Origin of the sequence: Curtobacterium sp. A7_M15, from assembly GCF_030705415.1 — a bacterium.
GTDB lineage: Bacteria > Actinomycetota > Actinomycetes > Actinomycetales > Microbacteriaceae > Curtobacterium.
Window position 1 is genome coordinate 1 of the sequence record NZ_JAUZED010000064.1, and the last position, 20140, is coordinate 20140.

21 protein-coding genes and 1 tRNA gene are annotated in these 20140 nt (G+C 71.0%); 10 read left to right on the forward strand and 12 right to left on the reverse strand.

Annotated features, from left to right (window positions below; translation table 11 throughout):
* Positions 1–24 precede the first annotated feature (24 nt).
* Entirely contained in the window at positions 25–666 is a 642-nt protein-coding gene (locus tag Q7F20_RS12070; protein WP_370871672.1) for a DsbA family protein, read from the reverse strand.
* 125 nt (positions 667–791) lie between these two features.
* Here Q7F20_RS12070 and pepN point away from each other — a divergent pair, with 125 nt between their 5' ends.
* From pepN to Q7F20_RS12085, 3 genes are all read left to right on the forward strand, one after another.
* Complete coding sequence (gene pepN / locus Q7F20_RS12075) at positions 792–3371, forward strand: aminopeptidase N (protein ID WP_305740331.1); 2580 nt, start codon at positions 792–794, stop codon at positions 3369–3371.
* Between the two features lie 77 nt (positions 3372–3448).
* On the forward strand, positions 3449–4525 hold the full coding sequence (locus Q7F20_RS12080) for a mechanosensitive ion channel family protein (RefSeq protein WP_305740332.1): 1077 nt from the start codon (positions 3449–3451) through the stop codon (positions 4523–4525).
* Positions 4522–4962 (forward strand): globin, encoded by a 441-nt coding sequence (locus tag Q7F20_RS12085; RefSeq protein ID WP_305740333.1) that lies wholly within the window; start codon positions 4522–4524, stop codon positions 4960–4962. The genes Q7F20_RS12080 and Q7F20_RS12085 overlap by 4 nt, the downstream gene beginning before the upstream one ends.
* Positions 4963–5150: 188 nt before the next feature.
* Here Q7F20_RS12085 and Q7F20_RS12090 read toward each other — a convergent pair whose 3' ends face one another.
* Positions 5151–5993 carry an NAD(P)H-binding protein gene (locus Q7F20_RS12090; RefSeq protein ID WP_305740334.1) on the reverse strand — a complete coding sequence of 281 codons (843 nt, stop codon included), beginning with the start codon at positions 5991–5993 and terminating at the stop codon, positions 5151–5153.
* 38 nt (positions 5994–6031) lie between these two features.
* On the reverse strand, positions 6032–6733 hold the full coding sequence (locus Q7F20_RS12095) for a hypothetical protein (RefSeq protein WP_305740335.1): 702 nt from the start codon (positions 6731–6733) through the stop codon (positions 6032–6034).
* Positions 6734–6791: 58 nt separating this feature from the next.
* Here Q7F20_RS12095 and Q7F20_RS12100 point away from each other — a divergent pair, with 58 nt between their 5' ends.
* On the forward strand, positions 6792–7649 hold the full coding sequence (locus tag Q7F20_RS12100) for an acyl-CoA thioesterase II (protein ID WP_305740336.1): 858 nt from the start codon (positions 6792–6794) through the stop codon (positions 7647–7649).
* A gap of 80 nt (positions 7650–7729) precedes the next feature.
* Here Q7F20_RS12100 and Q7F20_RS12105 read toward each other — a convergent pair whose 3' ends face one another.
* Together Q7F20_RS12105 and ettA are read right to left on the reverse strand one after the other, a co-directional pair.
* Entirely contained in the window at positions 7730–8185 is a 456-nt protein-coding gene (locus Q7F20_RS12105; RefSeq protein WP_305740337.1) for a thioesterase family protein, read from the reverse strand.
* A gap of 29 nt (positions 8186–8214) precedes the next feature.
* On the reverse strand, positions 8215–9900 hold the full coding sequence (gene ettA / locus Q7F20_RS12110; protein ID WP_305740338.1) for an energy-dependent translational throttle protein EttA: 1686 nt from the start codon (positions 9898–9900) through the stop codon (positions 8215–8217).
* A gap of 157 nt (positions 9901–10057) precedes the next feature.
* Here ettA and Q7F20_RS12115 point away from each other — a divergent pair, with 157 nt between their 5' ends.
* A complete protein-coding gene (locus Q7F20_RS12115) occupies positions 10058–10780 on the forward strand; it encodes a hypothetical protein (protein ID WP_305740339.1) in 723 nt (240 codons plus the stop codon).
* 28 nt (positions 10781–10808) lie between these two features.
* Here Q7F20_RS12115 and Q7F20_RS12120 read toward each other — a convergent pair whose 3' ends face one another.
* The 4 genes from Q7F20_RS12120 to msrA form a co-directional block, all read right to left on the reverse strand.
* Positions 10809–11108 carry a hypothetical protein gene (locus tag Q7F20_RS12120; RefSeq protein WP_305740340.1) on the reverse strand — a complete coding sequence of 100 codons (300 nt, stop codon included), beginning with the start codon at positions 11106–11108 and terminating at the stop codon, positions 10809–10811.
* Positions 11080–11511 carry a single-stranded DNA-binding protein gene (locus tag Q7F20_RS12125; protein ID WP_305740341.1) on the reverse strand — a complete coding sequence of 144 codons (432 nt, stop codon included), beginning with the start codon at positions 11509–11511 and terminating at the stop codon, positions 11080–11082. The genes Q7F20_RS12120 and Q7F20_RS12125 overlap by 29 nt, the downstream gene beginning before the upstream one ends.
* Positions 11512–11734: 223 nt before the next feature.
* Complete coding sequence (locus Q7F20_RS12130; protein ID WP_070416606.1) at positions 11735–11938, reverse strand: hypothetical protein; 204 nt, start codon at positions 11936–11938, stop codon at positions 11735–11737.
* Between the two features lie 38 nt (positions 11939–11976).
* Entirely contained in the window at positions 11977–12504 is a 528-nt protein-coding gene (msrA, locus tag Q7F20_RS12135) for a peptide-methionine (S)-S-oxide reductase MsrA (RefSeq protein ID WP_305740342.1), read from the reverse strand.
* A gap of 164 nt (positions 12505–12668) precedes the next feature.
* Here msrA and Q7F20_RS12140 point away from each other — a divergent pair, with 164 nt between their 5' ends.
* Together Q7F20_RS12140 and Q7F20_RS12145 are read left to right on the forward strand one after the other, a co-directional pair.
* Positions 12669–12935 carry a hypothetical protein gene (locus Q7F20_RS12140; RefSeq protein ID WP_305740343.1) on the forward strand — a complete coding sequence of 89 codons (267 nt, stop codon included), beginning with the start codon at positions 12669–12671 and terminating at the stop codon, positions 12933–12935.
* Positions 12936–13047: 112 nt separating this feature from the next.
* Positions 13048–14403 (forward strand): hypothetical protein, encoded by a 1356-nt coding sequence (locus Q7F20_RS12145; protein WP_305740344.1) that lies wholly within the window; start codon positions 13048–13050, stop codon positions 14401–14403.
* A 79-nt stretch (positions 14404–14482) separates the two neighbouring features.
* Here Q7F20_RS12145 and Q7F20_RS12150 read toward each other — a convergent pair.
* The 3 genes from Q7F20_RS12150 to Q7F20_RS12160 all read right to left on the reverse strand — a co-directional run bounded on the left by Q7F20_RS12150 (position 14483) and on the right by Q7F20_RS12160 (position 17197).
* Positions 14483–14555, reverse strand: a tRNA-Arg gene (locus tag Q7F20_RS12150).
* A gap of 14 nt (positions 14556–14569) precedes the next feature.
* The gene (locus Q7F20_RS12155; protein WP_305740345.1) at positions 14570–15130 is read right to left on the reverse strand and encodes an AAA family ATPase; all 561 of its coding nucleotides are present in this window, start codon (positions 15128–15130) and stop codon (positions 14570–14572) included.
* Positions 15131–15139: 9 nt separating this feature from the next.
* Positions 15140–17197, reverse strand: a complete 2058-nt coding sequence (locus Q7F20_RS12160; protein ID WP_305740346.1) for a glycosyltransferase family 39 protein — start codon at positions 17195–17197, stop codon at positions 15140–15142.
* Positions 17198–17356: 159 nt separating this feature from the next.
* On the opposite strand from Q7F20_RS12160, the gene Q7F20_RS12165 reads away from it, so the two are divergent.
* The 3 genes from Q7F20_RS12165 to Q7F20_RS12175 all read left to right on the forward strand — a co-directional run.
* Positions 17357–18172 carry a cytidylyltransferase domain-containing protein gene (locus Q7F20_RS12165; RefSeq protein WP_305740347.1) on the forward strand — a complete coding sequence of 272 codons (816 nt, stop codon included), beginning with the start codon at positions 17357–17359 and terminating at the stop codon, positions 18170–18172.
* Positions 18169–19041, forward strand: coding sequence for an N-acetylneuraminate synthase family protein (locus Q7F20_RS12170; protein WP_305740348.1), 873 nt, complete (start codon positions 18169–18171; stop codon positions 19039–19041). The genes Q7F20_RS12165 and Q7F20_RS12170 overlap by 4 nt, the downstream gene beginning before the upstream one ends.
* A gap of 95 nt (positions 19042–19136) precedes the next feature.
* Positions 19137–20140, forward strand: a 1004-nt coding sequence (locus Q7F20_RS12175; protein WP_305740349.1) for a DUF6716 putative glycosyltransferase, incomplete at its 3' end; no start/stop codon positions are given.

Below are 20140 nucleotides of genomic sequence, written 5' to 3' on the forward strand. Positions count from 1 at the left end.
CCCGCAACGGGGCGCGGAACCGCGTCAGGCGGTGGTGTCGAAGATCGGGCCGACGGTCCGCGAGCGCTTGAGCTCGAAGAACCCCGGGTACTTCGCGACCGCGACGACGCCGTCCCAGAGGTCGAGGGCGTCCTGCCCCTTGGGCGCCGGAGAGATGACCGGGCCGAAGAAGGCGGTGCCCTCGACCGCGATGACGGGGGTGCCGACGTCCTGGCCGACCCGGTCGATGCCGTCCTGGTGGCTGGCGCGGACGGCCTGGTCGACCTCGTCGGTCCAGGCGTACTCGACGAGGTCGGCGTCGAGGTCGAGCTCCGCGAGGACCGCGGGGACGACCTGCTCCGGGTCCTGCTCCTGGCGGTGGTGGATGTGCTCGCCGAGCGCGTCGTAGAGCGGCTTCACGATCTGGTCGCCGTGCCGGAGCCTCGCCGCGGTGACGATCCGCGGGTAGACCTGACCGGCCGCGAGGCGCTCGCGGTACGACTCCGGCACGTCCTGGTGCTCGTTCAGCACGAAGAGGCTCATCACGTGCCAGGTGACGTCGATCGGGCGCTGTCGCTCGACCTCGCCCACCCAACGGCTCGTCATCCAGGCCCACGGGCAGTTCGGGTCGAACCAAAAGTCCACAGCGGTGCGTTCGGTCGTGTTGTCCACAGTCGTGTCGGTCACGGGTGCGAGCGTACGCGCGCTCGCTAGGCTGGTGACGACCGTCCCGCCGGTGCACGACGCCGTGCCGGGACCCCTCGCACGCGGACAACGACCGTCCGCGTCCCCCAGTGGAAGTTGGAGCGTCCGTGCCCGGAGAGAACCTCACCCGAATCGAAGCCCAGGAACGCGCCGCGATCGTCGACGTGCAGACGTACGACGTCGAGCTCGACCTCACGCGCGGCGCCGAGACGTTCGGCAGCACCACGCGTGTGCGCTTCACCGCGACCGCAGGTGCGTCCACCTTCATCGACGCCATCACGAAGACGGTGCACTCGATCACGCTGAACGGCACCGCGCTCGACGTGGCTGCGGTGAACGACGGCGTCCGCATCCAGCTCGACGACCTGCAGGAGCAGAACGAGCTCGTGGTCGTCAGCGACGCCCTGTACACGAACACGGGCGAGGGCCTGCACCGCTTCGTCGACCCGGTCGACGACGAGGTGTACCTGTACTCCCAGTTCGAGGTGCCCGACTCGCGTCGCATGTTCGCCGTGTTCGAGCAGCCCGACCTCAAGGCCGAGTTCACCTTCACCGTGACGGCGCCGTCCCGGTGGCAGGTCGTGTCCAACTCCCCCACGCCCGAGCCCCACGTCGACGGCGACATCGCCACGTGGGCCTTCCCCCCGACGGCGACGATCTCGAGCTACATCACCGCGCTGATCGCCGGCCCGTACGAGGTCGTGCGCGACGAGCTGACGAGCCGCGACGGCCGCACCGTCCCGCTCGGCGTCTTCGCGCGGAAGTCGCTCGCCGAGTACCTCGACCCCGAGTACGTCTTCGAGACCACGAAGAAGGGCTTCGCCTACTACGAGGAGAAGTTCGACGTCCCGTACCCCTTCGAGAAGTACGACCAGCTCTTCGTGCCGGAGTTCAACGCGGGCGCTATGGAGAACGCCGGCGCGGTCACCTTCACCGAGACCTACGTCTTCCGCTCGAAGGTCACCGACGCGATCAAGGAGCGCCGGGTCGTCACGATCCTGCACGAGCTCGCGCACATGTGGTTCGGCGACCTGGTCACCATGAAGTGGTGGAACGACCTGTGGCTCAACGAGTCCTTCGCCGAGTGGGCGTCCACCATCGCGACGGCCGAGGCCACCGAGTGGACCGAGGCGTGGACGACGTTCCAGGCGATGGAGAAGTCCTGGGCCTACCGCCAGGACCAGCTCCCCTCGACGCACCCGATCGTCGCGACGATCAACGACCTCGAGGACGTGCAGGTCAACTTCGACGGCATCACCTACGCCAAGGGTGGATCCGTCCTGAAGCAGCTCGTCGCCTGGGTCGGCATCGACGCGTTCTTCGCGGGCGTCTCGGCCTACTTCAAGAAGCACCACCACTCGAACACCGAACTCCGCGACCTGCTCGTCGAGCTCGAGGCGACCAGCGGCCGCGACCTGTCCGAGTGGTCGAAGCTCTGGCTCGAGACCGCCGGGGTGAACACCCTCCGCCCGGAGATCGAGGTCGACGAGTCCGGCGCGATCACCGCGTTCGCCGTGCTGCAGGAAGCGCCGGCCGACCACCCGACGCTCCGTCCGCACCGCCTGGCGATCGGCGTCTACGCCTTCACGCAGGACGCGGACGCGCCGTTCGGCGCCGACACCGCGTCGTCCGGCGGGAAGCTCGAGCGCGTCCACCGCATCGAGATCGACGTCGACGGTGCCCGCACCGAGGTCCCGGAACTGGTCGGTGTCCAGCGCGGCGACCTCGTGCTCCTCAACGACGATGACCTCGCCTACGCCAAGATCCGTCTCGACGAGCACTCGCGCCGCACCGCCATCGAGCACCTCGCCTCGATCGCGAACCCGCTCGCCCGCTCGATCGTCTGGGGCGCGATGTGGGACGCGACGCGCGACGCCGAGTCGCCCGCCAGCGACTACGTCCGCCTGGTGCTCGGGAACATCGCGACCGAGACCGAGTCGACCACGATCCGGACCACGCTGTCGCAGCTCCTGCTGACCGCGCGCAACTACGTGGCGCCGGCGAAGGCCGACGCCACGATCCGGACCGTGGGCGACACGCTGTGGCAGCTCGCCTCGTCGGCCGAGGCCGGTTCGGACGCGCAGTTCCAGTTCGTGAAGTTCTTCGCGCAGATCGCCTCCACGCCCGAGCACGTGGCCACCCTGAGCGGCCTGCGCGACGGTTCGGTGCGCCTCAACGGTCTCGAGATCGACACCGACCTGCGCTGGGAGCTGCTCGAGGGCCTGGTGCTCGCGGGTGCCGCCTCCGGTGCCGAGGTCGACGCCGAGCTCGCCGCGGACAAGACCGCCTCGGGCGAGCAGGCCGCAGCACGTGCCCGTGCGACGATCCCCACGGCCGAGGGCAAGCTGGCGGCGTTCTCCTCGCTCGTGGACTCGTCCGACCTGCCCAACGCGATCGTGCGCCAGACGACGGTCGGGTACCAGCACGTGAACAGCCCGGTCGTGCTCGAGGGCCTCGTCCCGAAGTACTTCGACGTGCTCACACGCATCTGGGCCGAGCGCAGCTACCACATGGCCGACACCATCGTCTCGGGCCTCTACCCGGCGCCGCTCGCGTCGGCTGAGTTGCGTGACGCTGCGGCCGCGTGGCTCGAGGCGCACCCGGAGACCCCGGCGCTGCGGCGCATCGTGTCCGAGAGCCTCGCGGGCACCGAGCGTGCCCTGCGGGTCCAGGCGGCCGACGCCTGAGTCCCGGATGACCACCGGCGGGGCCCGGGCGTTCCTCAGGGGACGCCAGGGCCCCGCCCTCTAGCATCGACCGGATCATGACCTTGGTTGCAGCCCCCTCCCCGACCCCGTCAGGCCCGGCAGAGGCCGTCTCGCAGACGTTCGGCGAGTTCGTCGACACGTGGCACATCCCGATCACGATCGTCATCACGGTCCTCGCGGCCATCGTCCTACGCGTCATCCTCCGGCACACGATCAAGGGCATCGTCGACCGTGTCGTGAACGGCGTGAAGAAGCGTCAGGGCGCGACGGACACGCAGGCGCTCATCGCCTCGCCGATCCAGACGGCCCGGGTCGTCCAGCGCACCCGCACGCTCGGCAGCGTGCTCGAGAACCTCGCGACGGTGATCGTCGTCGTGCTCGCGCTCGTCGTCATCATCCCGCTCGTCATCCCGAACGCCGCGGTCGGCATCGTCGGCGGCGCATCGCTCGTGGCCGCCGGCCTCGCCGTCGGCGCCCAGAGCATCGTGCGCGACCTGCTCTCCGGGGTGTTCATGATCCTCGAGGACCAGGCCGGCGTCGGCGACGTCGTCGACACCGGCCAGGCGACCGGCGTGGTCGAGAACGTCGGACTGCGGGTCATGCAGATCCGCGACGTGAACGGCATCCTCTGGTTCGTGCCGAACGGGCAGATCCTGCGCGTCGGAAACCTCTCGCAGGGGTGGTCGCGCGTCCTCGTCGACATCACGGTCCCGTACGACACCGACATCGACGCCGTGCAGGACGCCCTCCTGAAGGCCGCCGTCACGATGTCGCAGGAGCCCCGGTGGCGCCAACGCATCGTCGAGAAGCCCGAGATCTGGGGCCTGCAGTCGATCACGGACGCGGGCATGGTGTTCCGGCTCGTCGTGAAGACCCGCGCGTCCGAGCTCGACGTGGTCGGCCGCGAGCTCCGCGTCCGGCTCAAGCACGCCGTCGACGAGCTCGGCGTGACCCTGCCCGCGATGGCGATGATCATGCCCGAGGGGTGGGAGAACGCCACCTCGATCAACGGTCTCCGCACCGTCCGGACCCAGCCCACGCCGGCGCCGACCAAGCCCCGACGCGGCCGCAAGAACGTCCTCGGTCAGCCGATCCGGACCGACGACCCCGACGCCGGGAAGGACCCGCGATGACCGATCCCACCCCGCCCGCACAGCCGATCACGCTGCGGGTCGGCGAGCACGGCGCCTCGGCCACCGGCTCCCTCTACGACCGCGTCGGCGGTGCGCCCACCTTCGACCGCCTCGTGCGCCGCTTCTACGAGGGCGTGCAGCAGGACGACGTCATCTGGCCGATGTACCCGGCCGACGACCTCGAGGGAGCGATCTGGCGCCTCTCGGCCTTCCTCCAGCAGTACTGGGGAGGCCCGGGGACCTACAGCGCCGAGCGCGGACACCCGCGGCTGCGGATGCGGCACATGCCGTTCCGGATCACGTCCGAAGCACGGGAGCGCTGGCTGCACCACATGCGCGAAGCGGTCGAGTCGCTCGGGCTCGCGCCGCTCGACGAGGCAGAGCTCTGGGCCTACCTCGACCGCGCGGCGCACGCGATGACGAACACGTTCGACTGACGGACGCTCGCCGCTGAGCGGACGCTCGCCCATGAGCGGACGCTCGCCCGTGAGCGGACGCTCGCCCCTGACGGACTGGAGGCGCGGTGCCGGCTGGCACCGTCCCTCCAGTCACGGCCGTCACCCCGCTGGCTCGGTACGCCGGTACCGGCTGGTAGGGCCCACCTCCCGTCCGTCAGCTGGTCGCGTCAGCGCACGTAGGAGCCGTCCGCGAGGTCCTCGACGAGCGAGGGCCGGGTCGGGTTCCACCCGAACGCGCTGCGCGCGTGCGCGCCCGCGGCCTCCTGGTGGAGCAGCAGTGCGTCGGCGTACTCGGTACCGAGGCGCTCCCGGCTGGCGTCGACGCTCTCGGCGGCGATCGGCGAGCCGTGCGCACCCGCTTCCGCGATCTCGCGGACCGTCGGGTTGTCTCCGGTCGCCCCGACCACGTAGCCGTCCTGCTCGCCGCGGTGCAGCGCGAGGACGTAGAGCTCGCCGAGGTCGTCGGTGTGCACCGTCGTCCAGCGCTGCGAGCCGTCCCCGACGAGTCGGACCTCGTGCGAACCGTCCCCGACGAACATCGCGGGGATGCCGGCGCCACGGCCGTAGACGATGCCCGGCGCGATGATCGTCGTCCGGACGCCGCTCGCCCGGACCGTCGCCTCGTTCGGGACACGCCAGGCGGTCAGGGCCGGCGGCGACACCGGCGACTGCTCGGAGATGTCGGTCGAGTCGCCGAACGTGAAGATCCCGCCGGTGTGCACGAACGGTTTCGGGGTGCCCTCGAGCGCCTCGAGCACGGTCGCGATGAAGTCCGCGTCGATGCCCTGTGCCGAAGCCGTGTGCACGACGGCGTCGGCCTCGTGAGCGAGTCGTCGGACGACGTCGGTGTCGGTGACGTCACCGACGAGGGCGCGACCGCCCGCGTCGCGGACCGCCTGTGCCTTCTCGTCCGTGCGGACGAGCGCGGTGACCTCGTGCTCGTGGGCCACGAGTGCGCGGAGGACCGAGGAACCGATGTAGCCGGACGCGCCGGTGAGGAAGACGTGCATGGAGCCAGCCAACCACGAGCGTTCCGGGGACCGGCTGCCTACGGATTGAGGGTCCAGGCGCGCCGCTTGACGAGCACGTGACCGCGCGAGGTCGTCAAGCGGCTCCACGGGCCGGTCTCGAAGAGCCGCACCGGGTCGTGGCCGAGGAAGCCGAGGCTCTCCCCCGCGAAGCCCGCGCCGGCGGGGACGTGCTCGATGCCCGCGACCGGACGACCCCAGACCTCGGAACGGATCCGGCGGACGATGGCGTCGCCCGCGTTCGTCGGTACGGCGTCGGCGACCTCGGCGATGCCGTCGCGTGCGGCGCGGCGGAGCAGCTCCGGCGAGACGTCGGGCAGCGGGACCCACCCGCCACGGGGCGGGGAGATCGCCGCCCACGTGACGGTGTGGACCTCGAGCGGGAGCTCGACCTCGATCGGGGTGGCACGGGTCGGGTCGGCACCGTCGGCGTGCTCGGCGTCCTGCGCGTCGGCGAGCAGCCGCAGGCGTTCCTGCAGCGAGGCCAGCGGGACGACCGCGTCGATCGTCGCCGGCTGCGCGAGCGAGAACGTCCGCAGGCCGAGGACGGTCGGCAGCTCGTCGAGCAGCCCGAGCGGGTAGAGGATCGCGGTGTAGACCGCGAGGACGCCGGAGTCCGCGATGAGTCGGACGGAGCCGTCCTCGATGCGGGCGGCCCGTCCGAGGTAGGTGCGCAGGTCCCCGAGGGAGGCTGCGTCGGGAAGCGTGAACGAGGTGCCCATGTCACCCAGCAGCCTACCGGGCACGGCTCGGGGCTGCGGCGTTCGTAGACTGCTCCGTGTGAACGGCGAACCGGACTTCCTGCGGACCCTCAGACTCGAGGACACGGGCGCGAGCACCGGCGAGACCATCCTCACCGGAGCGAGCCACTGGTCCCCCGGTGGGCGGGTGTTCGGCGGGCAGGTGCTCGCGCAGTGCATCGTCGCGGCGCAGTCCACCATCGAGGACCGCGACATCCACTCGATGCACGGCTACTTCCTGCGCCCCGGCGACATCGACGTCCCGATCACGTTCGGCGTGGAGCGCATCCACGACGGGCGGTCGTTCGCAGCACGCCGGGTGCAGGCCTACCAGCGCGGGATGCCGATCTTCTCGATGATCGCCTCGTTCCAGCGCCCGGACATCGGCGTGGAACACCAGGATCCGTTCCCCGTCGACGTACCCGGACCGGAGTCGCTGCCCTCGGCCGCGTCGATCCTGTCGGCCATCGACCACCCGGTCGCCCGAGCGTGGGCGGAGCGGTCGATCGACCTGCGACACGTCGAGGGCCCGGTGTTCGTCGACGTGCAGGGCGAGCACATCGCCCACCAGGCGGTGTGGTTCCGGGTCGACGGCGACCTCCCCGCGGATCCGGCGTTGCACCGTGCCGTCCTCGGCTACGCGAGCGACCTGTCCATCCTCGAGCCGATCATGCGGCGGCACGGGGTGGCGTGGGGCACGCCCGGGGTGAAGAGCGCGAGCCTCGACCACGCGATGTGGTGGCACCGTGACGGCCGGGCCGACGAGTGGGTGCTCTACACGCAGGAGTCCCCGAGCGCGCAGGGCGGTCGGGGACTCGCGTTCGGGCGGATGTTCTCGCCGGACGGGCGGCTGCTGGCCTCGGTCGCGCAGGAGGGGATGATGCGCGTCCCGCGCTGAGGGTGTCCGAGGTACTCCGCTCGAGGTGCTCCGGTCGCGGTGCTCCGGTCGCGGTGCTCCGGTCGCGGTGCACCGGTTCGCTACGGGCGGGAGAACTCCACCGCGGGCTCCACGTAGGCGGCGCACGCTTCCCGTTCCGCCTCGGTCAGCCGACGGGGCCGGTTGCTCGCCGCGTCGACCATCACCAGCGCCGTCGTCGCCCGGGTGTACAGCACCGCGGGCTCGTGCCCGACCGGCGACCAGACCTCGTACGAGACGTCGATGCTCGCGCCGCCGAGCCTCCCGATCCACATCTGGATGTCGAGCGGCTGTCGCAGGTACGGGATCGACGCGAGGTACTCGAGCCGTTGCGCCGCGATCACGGTCATGGTGCCGGAACCCGGTCGCCCGTCGATGATCGGCTCCGGGACCGACCCGTCAGGAGCGCGCTCCTCGGGATCGGCCCCCCAGAACCCCACGATGCGCGCCTCTTCCAGGAGGCGCAGCATCGCGGAGTTGTTGACGTGACCGTAGGCGTCGATGTCGCTCCACCGCATGCGGACCGGAGCGTGCAACCGCGCCACGGTCAGTCGCGGGTGAGCTTGCGGTAGGTCGCCCGACCCGGCTTCGCCGCGTCGGCGCCGAGCCGCTCGATCTTGTTCTCCTCGTACGCCTCGAAGTTGCCCTCGAACCAGTACCAGTTCGGCGTGCCGTCCTCGTTCAGGCCTTCCCACGCGAGGATGTGCGTCGCGATGCGGTCGAGGAACCACCGGTCGTGCGTGATGACCACGGCACAGCCCGGGTACTCGAGCAGCGCGTTCTCGAGGCTGCCGAGGGTCTCGACGTCGAGGTCGTTCGTCGGCTCGTCGAGGAGCAGCAGGTTGCCGCCCTGCTTGAGCGTCAGCGCCAGGTTCAGTCGGTTGCGCTCACCGCCGGAGAGCACACCCGCCTTCTTCTGCTGATCCGGACCCTTGAACCCGAACTGCGACACGTAGGCGCGCGACGGGATCTCGGTCTTTCCGACCTGGATGTAGTCGAGCCCGTCGGACACGACCTCCCAGAGGTTCTTGTTCGGGTCGATGCCGCCGCGGCTCTGGTCGACGTACGAGATGTCGACCGTCTCGCCGATCTTCAGCGTGCCGCCGTCGAGCGGCTCGAGGCCGACGATCGTCTTGAACAGCGTGGTCTTGCCGACGCCGTTCGGTCCGATCACGCCGACGATGCCGTTGCGGGGCAGGGTGAAGGACAAGTCGTCGATGATGACGCGCTCGCCGAACTGCTTGTGGAGCTTCTCGGCGTCGATGACCTGCGAGCCCAGCCGCGGGCCGACGGGGATGACGATCTCCTCGAAGTCGAGCTTCCGCGTGCGCTCGGCCTCGGCGACCATCTCCTCGTAGCGGGCGAGACGGGCCTTGGACTTGGCCTGGCGACCCTTCGTGTTGCTGCGGACCCAGTCGAGCTCCGAGGACAGACGCTTCGCGAGCTTGGCGTCCTTCTTGCCCTGGACCTCGAGTCGGGCGCGCTTCTTCTCGAGGTAGGTCGAGTAGTTGCCCTCGTACGGGTAGAGACGACCACGGTCCACCTCGGCGATCCACTGCGCGACGTGGTCGAGGAAGTACCGGTCGTGGGTCACGGCCAGGACGGCACCGTGGTACTGCTGCAGGTGCTGCTCGAGCCAGAGCACGGACTCGGCGTCGAGGTGGTTGGTGGGCTCGTCGAGGAGGAGCAGGTCGGGCTTCTGCAGCAGCAGCTTGCAGAGCGCCACACGACGCTTCTCACCACCGGACAGGTGCGTGACGAGCTCGTCGCCCGGAGGGCACTGGAGCGCGGCCATCGCCTGCTCGAGCTGCGAGTCGAGGTCCCACGCGTCCGCTGCGTCGATGTCCTCCTGCAGGGTGCCCATCTCGGCGAGGAGCGCGTCGAAGTCGGCGTCCGGCTCGGCCATCTGCGCGGAGATCTCGTTGAAGCGCGTGATCTTCGCGTGGATCTCGCCGACACCCTCCTGCACGTTCTCGAGCACGGTCTTCGACTCGTCGAGCTCCGGCTCCTGCATGAGGATGCCGACGGTGAAGCCCGGGGTGAGCTTCGCCTCGCCGTTGGACGGCTGGTCGAGACCCGCCATGATCTTCAGGATCGTCGACTTGCCCGCACCGTTCGGCCCGACGACGCCGATCTTGGCGCCGGGGAGGAACGACATCGTGACGTCGTCGAGAATCAGCTTGTCGCCGACCGCCTTGCGGGCGCGGACCATCTGGTAGATGTACTCAGCCATATCGCGCCAAGTGTACTGACAGTGCGGGGCCTCCGTCTGCCCGGTGGCGGGTTCGCCGGAACGCGCACGGGGGCTGTTGCGCTCGCGTACTTCGACGTAGCGTTTCCTCGCTCCGCACCAGGGGCACGGTCGATCGACCACCGGAGAGGATCAGGACATGTTCACCAAGCGTCTGCGCCGTCTCGCGCTCCCCCTCGCAGGAGCCACCGCGATCACGGTCGCGCTGCTCGCCCCGGCGACGGCCGCCTCGGCAGCGTCGCCGGTCCCGCACGGCAGCCCCTACGTGCAGTACACCGCACACCTCATCGAGAGCGGCTCGGGCACGGGGTACTCGTCGTACATCAACGTCCACGACGCCCACAACAACGCGTTCGCCGTGGGGATCCAGTCCGACACCGCCTCGTCCGTGAGCAAGGGGCAGCCCCGCTTCATCTGGGAACGGGTGCAGAACGGCAAGTTCACGTACGGCTACATGGGCGGCGCCTCGCACAGCAAGACCTCGGTCGGGCTGCGCTGGTACAAGAACGACGTCGCGTCGGTCATCCTGAACAACCGCACGGTCGGCACGATCGCCCTGAACCTCGACGGACGGCTCTTCTTCAACGCCGAGGCGAACGCCCGTGTCAACGGGGACGTCGTGCACTCGCAGGTGAACGACATCTCGATCAAGGTCGGCGACTCCTCCGGCCGGACCGGACTCGCCGGCACGTGGAACACGAGCTTCGCGTTCCACGGCCTCAAGGCGAAGCAGACGAACAGTCCGAAGGTCCAGGGCGCGAGCTTCTCGATCGACGGACGGGTCTCGGGGCTCCCCCGGGGCGGCAACTGGGACACCACCGAGGTCGCGGGCATCGCGATGATCGCCCAGAACTGGCGGTAGGCGCCCGGGAGGGCGGACGGGAACGGGCTCAGGCCGCGGCACGCTCGTCCCCGTCCACCACCGGGTCGTCCCCGGTCTCGACGTCGAACTCGTGACCGAGGACCGCCGCGGCGTGGCGAGCCGCCTCGGCACCGTCCGGGAGCTCTTCGCGGTCGTCCGGCACGGCGTGCTCGAGGTCGACGTCCGAACCGGGACCGCGGTCCGGACCGACGGAGTCTTCGGGTTCACGCCCGTCGTCCGGCCGGCTTCCGGGGCCGCTGCCGTCGAGCTGGAGGCCACCGGTGGTGGCACCGCCGACCTCACCGGTGAGCGGGTCGACGTTCGGCACGACGGCCGACGTGCTCCCCGGGGGCGCGGTCGCCTCGCCCGCGTGCCGCGGTACGCGCACCCAGTTGCTGATCCCCCAAGGCGAGGTCGTGCCCGAGCGCCTCTGCGTCGATCTCGACGGAGGTGCCGCCACGACCGTCCCGCTCCCACGTCCGGATGCGGATGCGACCGGTGACGACGATGCGGTCACCCTTCTTCAGGGAACGGTGCACGTTGGCCGCGAGCGACCGGAAGGCCGTGACGGTGTACCAGTTCGTGGCGCCGTTGGTCCAGGTCGAGGTCGCCCGGTCCCAGCGTCGGGACGGTGAGGCGAGGCGCATGCTCGTGATGGCGATGCCGGTGTCGGTCACGAGGTGACGTGGCTCGGTGGCGATGATCCCGCAGACGGTGATGGTGTCGTTCATGGGTCGATCGTCGACGAGCCCCGGGTCGCGGAAGCGACCCGGGGGGGGGTGGGTGGAGGGTGGGCTCGGGCAGGTGGGGTGTTGGGGGATCGGGGCGCGCGCTCCCACGCCCCCGCGGCCCGCAACGCCCCCCGGGGCTCGATCTGTGACTGGATGACTCGATCAGGTGCGTTGTGGAGGAGGAGTCCCCCGCGCCTCCTGGGCGAGAGCACCCACCGCGCGCTCAGTGTGCGCGGAACTCCGGTCGGTCGGCCAACGGGCCGAGGGCTGCGTGCACCGCGCCCTTCGCCGACTCGAGGGACGGGTACGTCCCGCCGCCCGCACTCCGACCGTAGAGCTCGACGCGGAAGCCGCCGTCCGCTCGGTGGATGCTGCCGACCGCTCCCGCTGGTCCGACCGCGACCCAGGTCCCGGTGTTGTTCGTCATCGTTCGACCACCTCCTCGTGGCCCCGACGCCCGGAGTCTCAGGACGCCAGGATGTACTGACTGTAGGCCTTGCGGACCTTGTTCACCTTGGGCAGCGCCACCGCGAGGCAGTAGCCCTGACCGGGGTTCTTCCCGAAGAAGTCCTGGTGGTACTCCTCCGCACGGTAGAAGGTACCGAGCGGTTCGATCGTCGTCACGATGCCGCCGTCCCAGATGTCCGAGGCGCGCGCGATCGCCCGCTCGAACAGTGCCCGCTGATCGTCGTCGGCCGGGAACATCGCGGAGCGGTACTGCGTGCCCACGTCGGCGCCCTGCCGGTTCAGCTGCCGGGGATCGTGCAGCGTGAAGAACACGTCGAGGATCACGTCGGCCGGGATGACCGTCTCGTCGAAGGTGACCGCCACGGCCTCGGCGTGGCCGGTCGTCCCCGTGCAGACGGCTTCGTACGACGGGTTCTCCACCGCACCACCGACGTAGCCGGACACCACGTCCTGCACGCCCTGGAGCGTGCGGTACACGGCGTCGAGACACCAGAAACATCCACCTGCGAGCACGAACGTGGTCATGGGTGCAACCTACCGTCCCGCGCTCGGAGCGAGCCGCGACCGGGGCACGCCTCCTCCACAACGCGCACCCGACGGTCGACCCTCCACGGATCGCTCGTGTGCGTTCGGCGTGTCGGTGGTCGGCCCTACCGTCGGAGACACACCGACGAGCAGGAGGCACCAAGATGCAGACGACGAACGAACCCGTCCTGCGGATCCGTACCGCGCCCGTGGCGCGCTCGCGCGGCGACCTCCGGATCCTGGACGTCCGCGACGACCTGAGCCGCGTGACCCGAGCGAACGGAGAGATCGTCGGCTACGTGGACCGCGTGGACGTCGCCGGCGGGACCGCCTACCGCGCCCGTCGCTACGTGTCGACCGAACGCCGCTTCGTCGAACTCCCCGACGTGTGGTCGGCCGACGACGCGGTGGACTGCCTTCGCTGGGGATGACCGGCAGTCGCCGGACGACATGATGTTCCACATTGGAATCGTGTCCGGTCGGATGCGCGGAACGCCGCCCGACCTCCCCGATGCCTGACCGTTTCGTGAGTAGGGTGCGCGCATGGACTGGTGGAACGACCTGACCGACTGGATCTCGTCCGACAACGGCTGGCGAGTGATCTCCGGCGCGCTCATCCCGTTCGTGGCGATCGTCGTGGCGGGCATCGTCGCGGCGCTCATCGGCCGCGGCGCGACGAAGCGGGTCGTCACGATGCAGGAACGCGAAGCGCGGAACGCCGCGGTCGCGGGCATCGTCTCGGCAGCGCGGAAGGCCGCGACCTGGGGCTCCCTCGGACACGACGAGCGCGCCTACGCCGACCACCTCGCCGAGGACGCCGACATCCGACTGCGGCTGCTCCCCGTCTCCGGCGCCCCGCTCGCCGCGAACTGGACCCAGCACGAGATCGCGGACATCAAGAAGAACTCCTCGACCTTCAGCTTCCAGGCGGAGCAGTCCCTGGCCGAGTTCCGTGACCGCCTCCTCGAGTGGCAGGCACGGCCGACCCGTGCGCGAAAGCTCTTCAAGAGCGACCTCGAGCGCTGGAAGTTCGACTCACCCGACCCAGACGCGGAGCTCATCGCGCGTCAGCAGGACTGGAACGCGGACCAGGCGGCCCCTGCGCGGCCGACGGAAGCGGGTACGTCGACGGCAGCCCCTGCCGAACGTCCGACGCCGACGACGACCTCGCTCCGACCCGCCCCCGCCGCTGGCTCGAGCGCCGGAGCGGCTGCCGCGAGCCCCACCGCCGCTGCCAGTACCGCTGGCCCGTCGGGCGCCGGTTTCTCGGTCACGCGCGGTGCCTCCGCGCCGGTCGACCCGAACGCGACGACGCCGATCTCGGACACCTCCAGCACGAACCGGACGACCCCGATCTCCGGCACGACCGGCACAACCGGCACGACCGGCACAACCGGCACGAACGGCACGAACGGCACGGACGCCACACGGGCGTACGGCGACGGAGCGACGCGCGCCTACGGCGACGGCCCTGTTGCCCCGACACGGGCGCCGTTGGGCTCGCCCGCGTCGCCCACCGGCGCCCGAGGCTCCGTCACCGCCGCCGGCACGGACACCGACGATGCCGACGCCGTCGACGACGCTCGGCCGAGCACCGGGCGTCCCGACGCAGACCCCCGCGGTACCGGCACCCGTGGGACGGACACGACCACCACCGACCGGGCAACGCCGCCGGTGGCCGAGCCCACCTCGGCGAACGCGCACGTCAACCGCACCACCGGGGCTGACGTCCGCGGAGCCGACGCACCGACCACCCCGCACACCCGGTCGATCCCGACCCGGATCACGGACAGCTCCGCTGAGCCGGCGGACGCGAACGAGACCTCGGAAGCGCCCTACACGCAGCCGATCAGCGCGAGCGAACTCCGCCGCCGCGCTGCCGACGACGACGACGAGTAGACGCTCTTCGACGCACGCGGTCGGCTCCCCGACGTGCACGAAGGCCGCCGTCCCGATGGACGGCGGCCGTCGTCGGGCGGGCCCCCGGCAGGAATCGAACCCGCGGCACGGTGGGTAGAAACCACCTGCTCTATCCACTGAGCTACGGAGGCGGACGGCCCTGATTCTATCCGCGCCGCTCGCCGAGGTGCTGCACGAACCGGTCGACCTCTCGCTGTGACCGCAGGTGCACGATGCGCAGGTGCGGTGCCGTCTCGACGAGTTCGGGGACACGACGCCGGGCGACGTTGCGGGTGCTGATGCCCCATCGGAGGATGTGGCCGCGATCGGTGAAGAAGGTCCACAGCGACGGTTCGACGTTGCCGTTCCAGAGCTCCACACGCCCGAACCGCCGACGCAGGGTCCGACGCAGCAGCCGCCACAGTGCCACGGGTGTCGGCAGGTCGATCCAGACGAGGGTGTCCGCCCGCTCCGCGAGCATCGCCCGGACGGCGGTGTACTGCCACTCCGTCACCCACTCTGACTCACTCGTGTACGCCTCGACGTCGGCGACGAAGGTCTCGCGCGGTTCCCAGTCCGGACCGTGGTACAGCGCGTCGATCTCGGTGTGCGGGACGCCGAGGACCCGACCGATCCGCCCGGCTGTCGTGGTCTTCCCGACGCCCGTCGTCCCGGCGACGAGAACCCGTCGAGGATCCGGATCCAGGTGGTCATCGGCTCCGAGCACTCCTCGACCCTAGTGCGCGGTGAGGTCGTAGACCGTGACGCCTCCGATCGTCGACGAGGTGAAGTTCGATTCGACCCACTCGGAGATCTCGGACGCCGCGTCGCTGCCGCCGTTCGACCGTCCGACGCTGCCCGCAATGAAGTAGTGGATCTTCCCTGCAGCGACGTCCTCCTCGAACTCCGCGAGGGTCGGCGACGGGTCGGAGCCGTTGAAGCCGCCGATGGGCATGACCGAGGCGCCCGTGGCGAGCTGGTAGGTCGCCGCGCTGTTCGAGCCGATGGTGGCGGCGACCCAGGTGTAGTCGTCGGCGTCCTCGAGGAGCGCCTCCCGCAACGTCGAGGAGACCTCGGTGGACCCGCCGAGCAGTCCGCCGGCACCACCGAACCCGCCACCGCCCGCGCGGCCCGCGCCGGCCCCGGTACCAGTCCCACCCCCGGCCCCGGTACCAGTCCCACCCCCGGTTCCGGTCCCACCGCCGGTCCCGCCGGGCGCTCCCATCCCACCCGGCCCGCCGGTCCCGCCCGCGCCCCCCGCGCCTCCGGGTCCTCCGCCAGCGCCACCGAAGCCACCGCGACCGCCACCGAAACCGCTGCCCGCGACGGTCGGTCCCGCCGAGGGCAGTGCCCCCGTGTGAGCAGTCGTCACCGTGTCGATCGAGTACGCCGCCGGTCCGAGCAGGCCGGTGACGGCCGAACCGACGACCACGAGGCTGCCGAGTGGCCGTGACCACCTCGCGAGCCGGCCGCCGTGCACCGGCACCAGCACCGCCCCCGCCGTCACGACCCCGGCCACGAGCACCACCCATCGGATCCAGGGCTGCCACCCCGACGCCGCGGTCAGCAGGTGCCACTGCCACACCACCGTCACGACCACCGCGAGGGCCGCCGTCCCGCGCCACCACCACGATCCGCGACGCTCCCACAGCACCCCCGCGCCGATGCCGACGAGTCCGGCGATGTACGGCGCGAGCGCGATCGTGTAGTAGGGGTGGAAGATCCCGCCCATGAAGCTGAAGACCAGGCCCGTCACGAGCAACGACCCGCCCAGTGCGAGGACCGTGGCGAGGCGCGAGCGAGCGAGAGCCGTCCGCTGACGGAAGCCGATCGCGACGAGCGCCGCGGCGAGCAGGACCAGTGCGGCGGGCAGCAGCCAGGTGATCTGCCCCGCGAACTCCGACCCGAAGAGCCGCAGGAGTCCGGTGGCACCCCAGGACCCGGCTCCTGCCGTACCGCCACCGCCGGTCACGCTGCCGGTCTCGTCACCGGTGACCCGCCCGAGGCCGTTGTAGCCGAAGGTGAGCTCGAGGAACGAGTTCGTCTGAGACCCGCCGATGTAGGGGCGCGACGACGACGGCACGAGCTCGACGACGGCGACCCACCACCCGCCGGCGACGACCACGGCGAGCGCCGCCCACAGCAGGTGCACGAGACGTTTCACGAACGGCAGTGACGAGCAGTACAGGTACACGCCGACGAGCACGGGCAGGATCAGGAATCCCTGCAGCTGCTTCGTCAGGAACGCGACTCCGACGGCCACCCCGGCGAGGACGACCCACCGCACACGCCCGCTCTCGACACCGCGCAGGACGAGCCAGAGCGACAGCACCATGAGCAGGGTGAGCAGGGCGTCGGGGTTGTTGAACCGGAACATCAGGGTCGCGACCGGGGTCGTCGCGAGTGCGGCGCCCGCGAGGAGCGCGGCCCCGGCGGAGAACCGTCGCCGGACGATGACGTACAGCAGCGCCACCGTCCCCACGCCCATCAGGGCCTCCGGTACGAGGATCGCCCACGAGTTGAGTCCGAACAGCCGCACCGACAGCTCCATGACCCAGAGGAACGCCGGCGGCTTGTCGACCGTGATCGAGTTGCCCGCGTCCGAGGAGCCGTAGAAGAACGCCTCCCAGCTCTGGCTCCCCGCCTGCACGGCCGCGGAGTAGAACGCGTTCGCGTAGCCGTTGACCCCGAGGTCGACCAGGTACAGGACGCCCGTCACGAGCAGCAGCCCGAAGAAGGCAGGACGTTCCCACCGTGGTCGCTGGACGGCGAGCGTGCGGGAGGTGGTGCGCATGCTCCCAGCGTCGACGAGTCGGCTTTCGGCTTCCGTTGGCAGCGCTGTGGAGGAGCCGGGAGGCGCGGCGTGCGTCCGCCGCGTCGGTTCCCGTACGGTTCGGCGCCCGTCTGCCCGCAGTTCGCCTCCGCGACACCGCGGCTTCGTAGCGTCCCGGGCATGCGCCCCACCGGTCCCGTCGTCGCGGTCGTCCCAGCTCGTGCGGGTTCGAAGGGCATCCCGGGCAAGAACCTCCGCGCCGTCGGCGGACGCTCCCTGGTCCGCCGTGCAGTGGAATCCGCCCTGGCAGCGACGACGATCGACGCGGTCGTCGTCTCGACGGACGGCGATGCCATCGCAGCAGAGGCCGTCTCCGCCGGCGCACGGGTGGTCCGGCGTCCGCCGGAGCTCTCCGGGGACGAGGCCTCGTCGGAGTCCGCGCTCCTGCACGTCCTCGACGCGCTCACGGCCACCGGCGAGGAGCCCGAGGTCGTCGTCTTCCTGCAGGCCACCTCGCCCTTCATCGACCCGGCCGACCTCGACGCAGCCGTCACCCGGGTTCGCGACGGCCACGCGGACTCGGTGTTCGCGGCGGCACCCTCGCACGCGTTCCTCTGGCGCCTCGGCGCCGACGGCTCCGCCCGCGCCGTGAACCACGACCAGGCCGTCCGCCCCCGGCGGCAGGACCGGGACCCGGAGTTCCGCGAGACGGGCGCGTTCACCGCCTTCCGGGCCGCCGCCTTCCGCGAGCACCGCCACCGGTTCCACGGCCGCGTCGAACTCGTCGTCGTCGACGGTGCCGGAGCGATCGACGTCGACGACCCGGCCGACCTCGCGCTGGCGTCCGCCCTCGCACCACGGCTCGACCGCCCGGAACCCCGGCGGGTCCGCCCGACCGCCCGGATCGACCGCCCGGAACCGGGACCCGACGACCACGCACCCGACCACCGTCCGACCACCGAGTCGGACGCCCCCGCACCGAACGGAGCACCATGACCGTCAGCATCGGCACGTCCACGATCGGCGCGGGCCACCCCGCGTACCTCATCGGTGAGATCGGCCTGAACCACAACGGCGACGTCGACATCGCCAAGCGACTCATCGACGTCGCAGCGGACGCCGGACTGCAGGCCGTGAAGTTCCAGAAGCGCACGCCGGAGATCTCCACACCGGAGCACGTGAAGCAGACGCCCCGCAGCACGCCGTGGGGCGAGATGACCTACCTCGAGTACCGGTACCGCGTCGAGTTCGACCGCGACCAGTACATCGAGATCGGCGACCACGCGACGCTCCGCGGGCTCGACTGGTTCGCCTCGCCGTGGGACGAGCCGTCGGTGGCGTTCCTCGAGGACCTCAACGTCGTGGCGTACAAGATCGCCTCGGCGTCGGTGACGGACCTCGGACTCCTCGCCGAGGTCGCCGCGACCGGCAAGCCGGTGATCCTCTCGACCGGCATGTCGACGCTCGAGCAGATCGACCGCGCGGTCGAGGCCCTCGGCACCGAGCGCCTCGTGCTCATGCACGCCACGTCGACCTACCCGCTCCCCGCCGAGGAGGCGAACCTGCGGATGATCGACACCCTCGCGAACCGTTACGCGGGCGTCCCGGTCGGGTACTCCGGGCACGAGCCCGGGCTGCAGATCTCCCTCGCCGCGGTGGCGCTCGGCGCGACCGCCGTCGAGCGGCACATCACGCTCGACCGCACGATGTGGGGCTCCGACCACGCCGCGTCGCTCGAACCGCACGGGCTGCAGACGCTCGCGCGCGACGTCCGGATCATCGAGACCGCGCTCGGCGACGGCGTGAAGCGGGTCATGCCCGGCGAGCGGGCACCGCTCGCGAAGCTGCGTCGCGTCGGAGCGTGACGGGCGGCGACCTGGACGCGACCGGCGACGGGAGCGGGCCGAGGGGCGGACGGGAGGCGCGCCTCCCGTCCGACACACGGCCACGCGTCCGACGGGTGGTCGGTCTGGTCGACACCGACTCGTTCGCGAAGTGGGGCGCCCACCTGCTCGCCACCGCGCCCGCGCACTGGGACCTGGAGCTGCTCACGGTGGCGACGCCGCGATCCGCGAGCCGCGCGCAGCTGCGGTCCGCGTTCCGGGGGCTCGACGACCGGCTCGCGCACCTGGCCCCGGCGCCGCCGGAGGTGCTCGGGGTCGACGCGATCGTCGACCGCATCCGGCAGGACGCGCCGGACGCCGTGCTGGTGTCCCTGATCGGACCCGTCGCGGAACTCGTCATCGACGAGGTGCACCGTCGTGTGCCGCGGCGGCCCGTCCTCGTGACGGGGCTGCCGGGGATCTCCTACCCGGCGAAGTGGAAGGGCGTGTTCTTCCGGGCGCGCGCCGACCTGTTCGTGCTGCACAGCCACCGCGAGGTTCGCGCGTACGAGGAACTCGCGACCGAGGGCGGGATCGAGCCGCACTTCGCGCTCGCGACCCTGCCGTTCGCGCGTCCGTCCGGAGCCGCTGCGAGCCGCGCCGGTGCTGCGGGCACGCGCGACTCGGTCGTCTTCGCCGCGCAGCCGAGCGTGCCCGCGGACCGTGCCGAGCGGGAGCGCGTCGTCGGCTGGCTCGCCAAGACCGCCCGTCGGCACCCCGAGTGGCGCGTGGTGATCAAGGTCCGCGCCGCCGCCGGTGAGCACCAGACGCACCGCGAACAGGACCCGTACCCGGACCTCGTGCCGGCGGACGCGCCGGAGAACCTCGTGGTCGAGAGCGGCCCGATGTCCGCGCACCTCGACCGCGCGGTCGCACTCGTCACGATCAGCTCGACCGCAGTGCTCGAAGCCGCGGCACGGGGCATTCCCGCGCTCACCCTGACCGACTTCGGCATCGGTCGGCACCTGATCAACGAGGTGTTCGTGGGCAGTGGCCTCGAGGGCGACGCCGTCGACCTGGTGGACGGGCGCTTCGGGACGGTGCGGGCCGAGTGGATGCACGACAACCACTTCCACCCGGA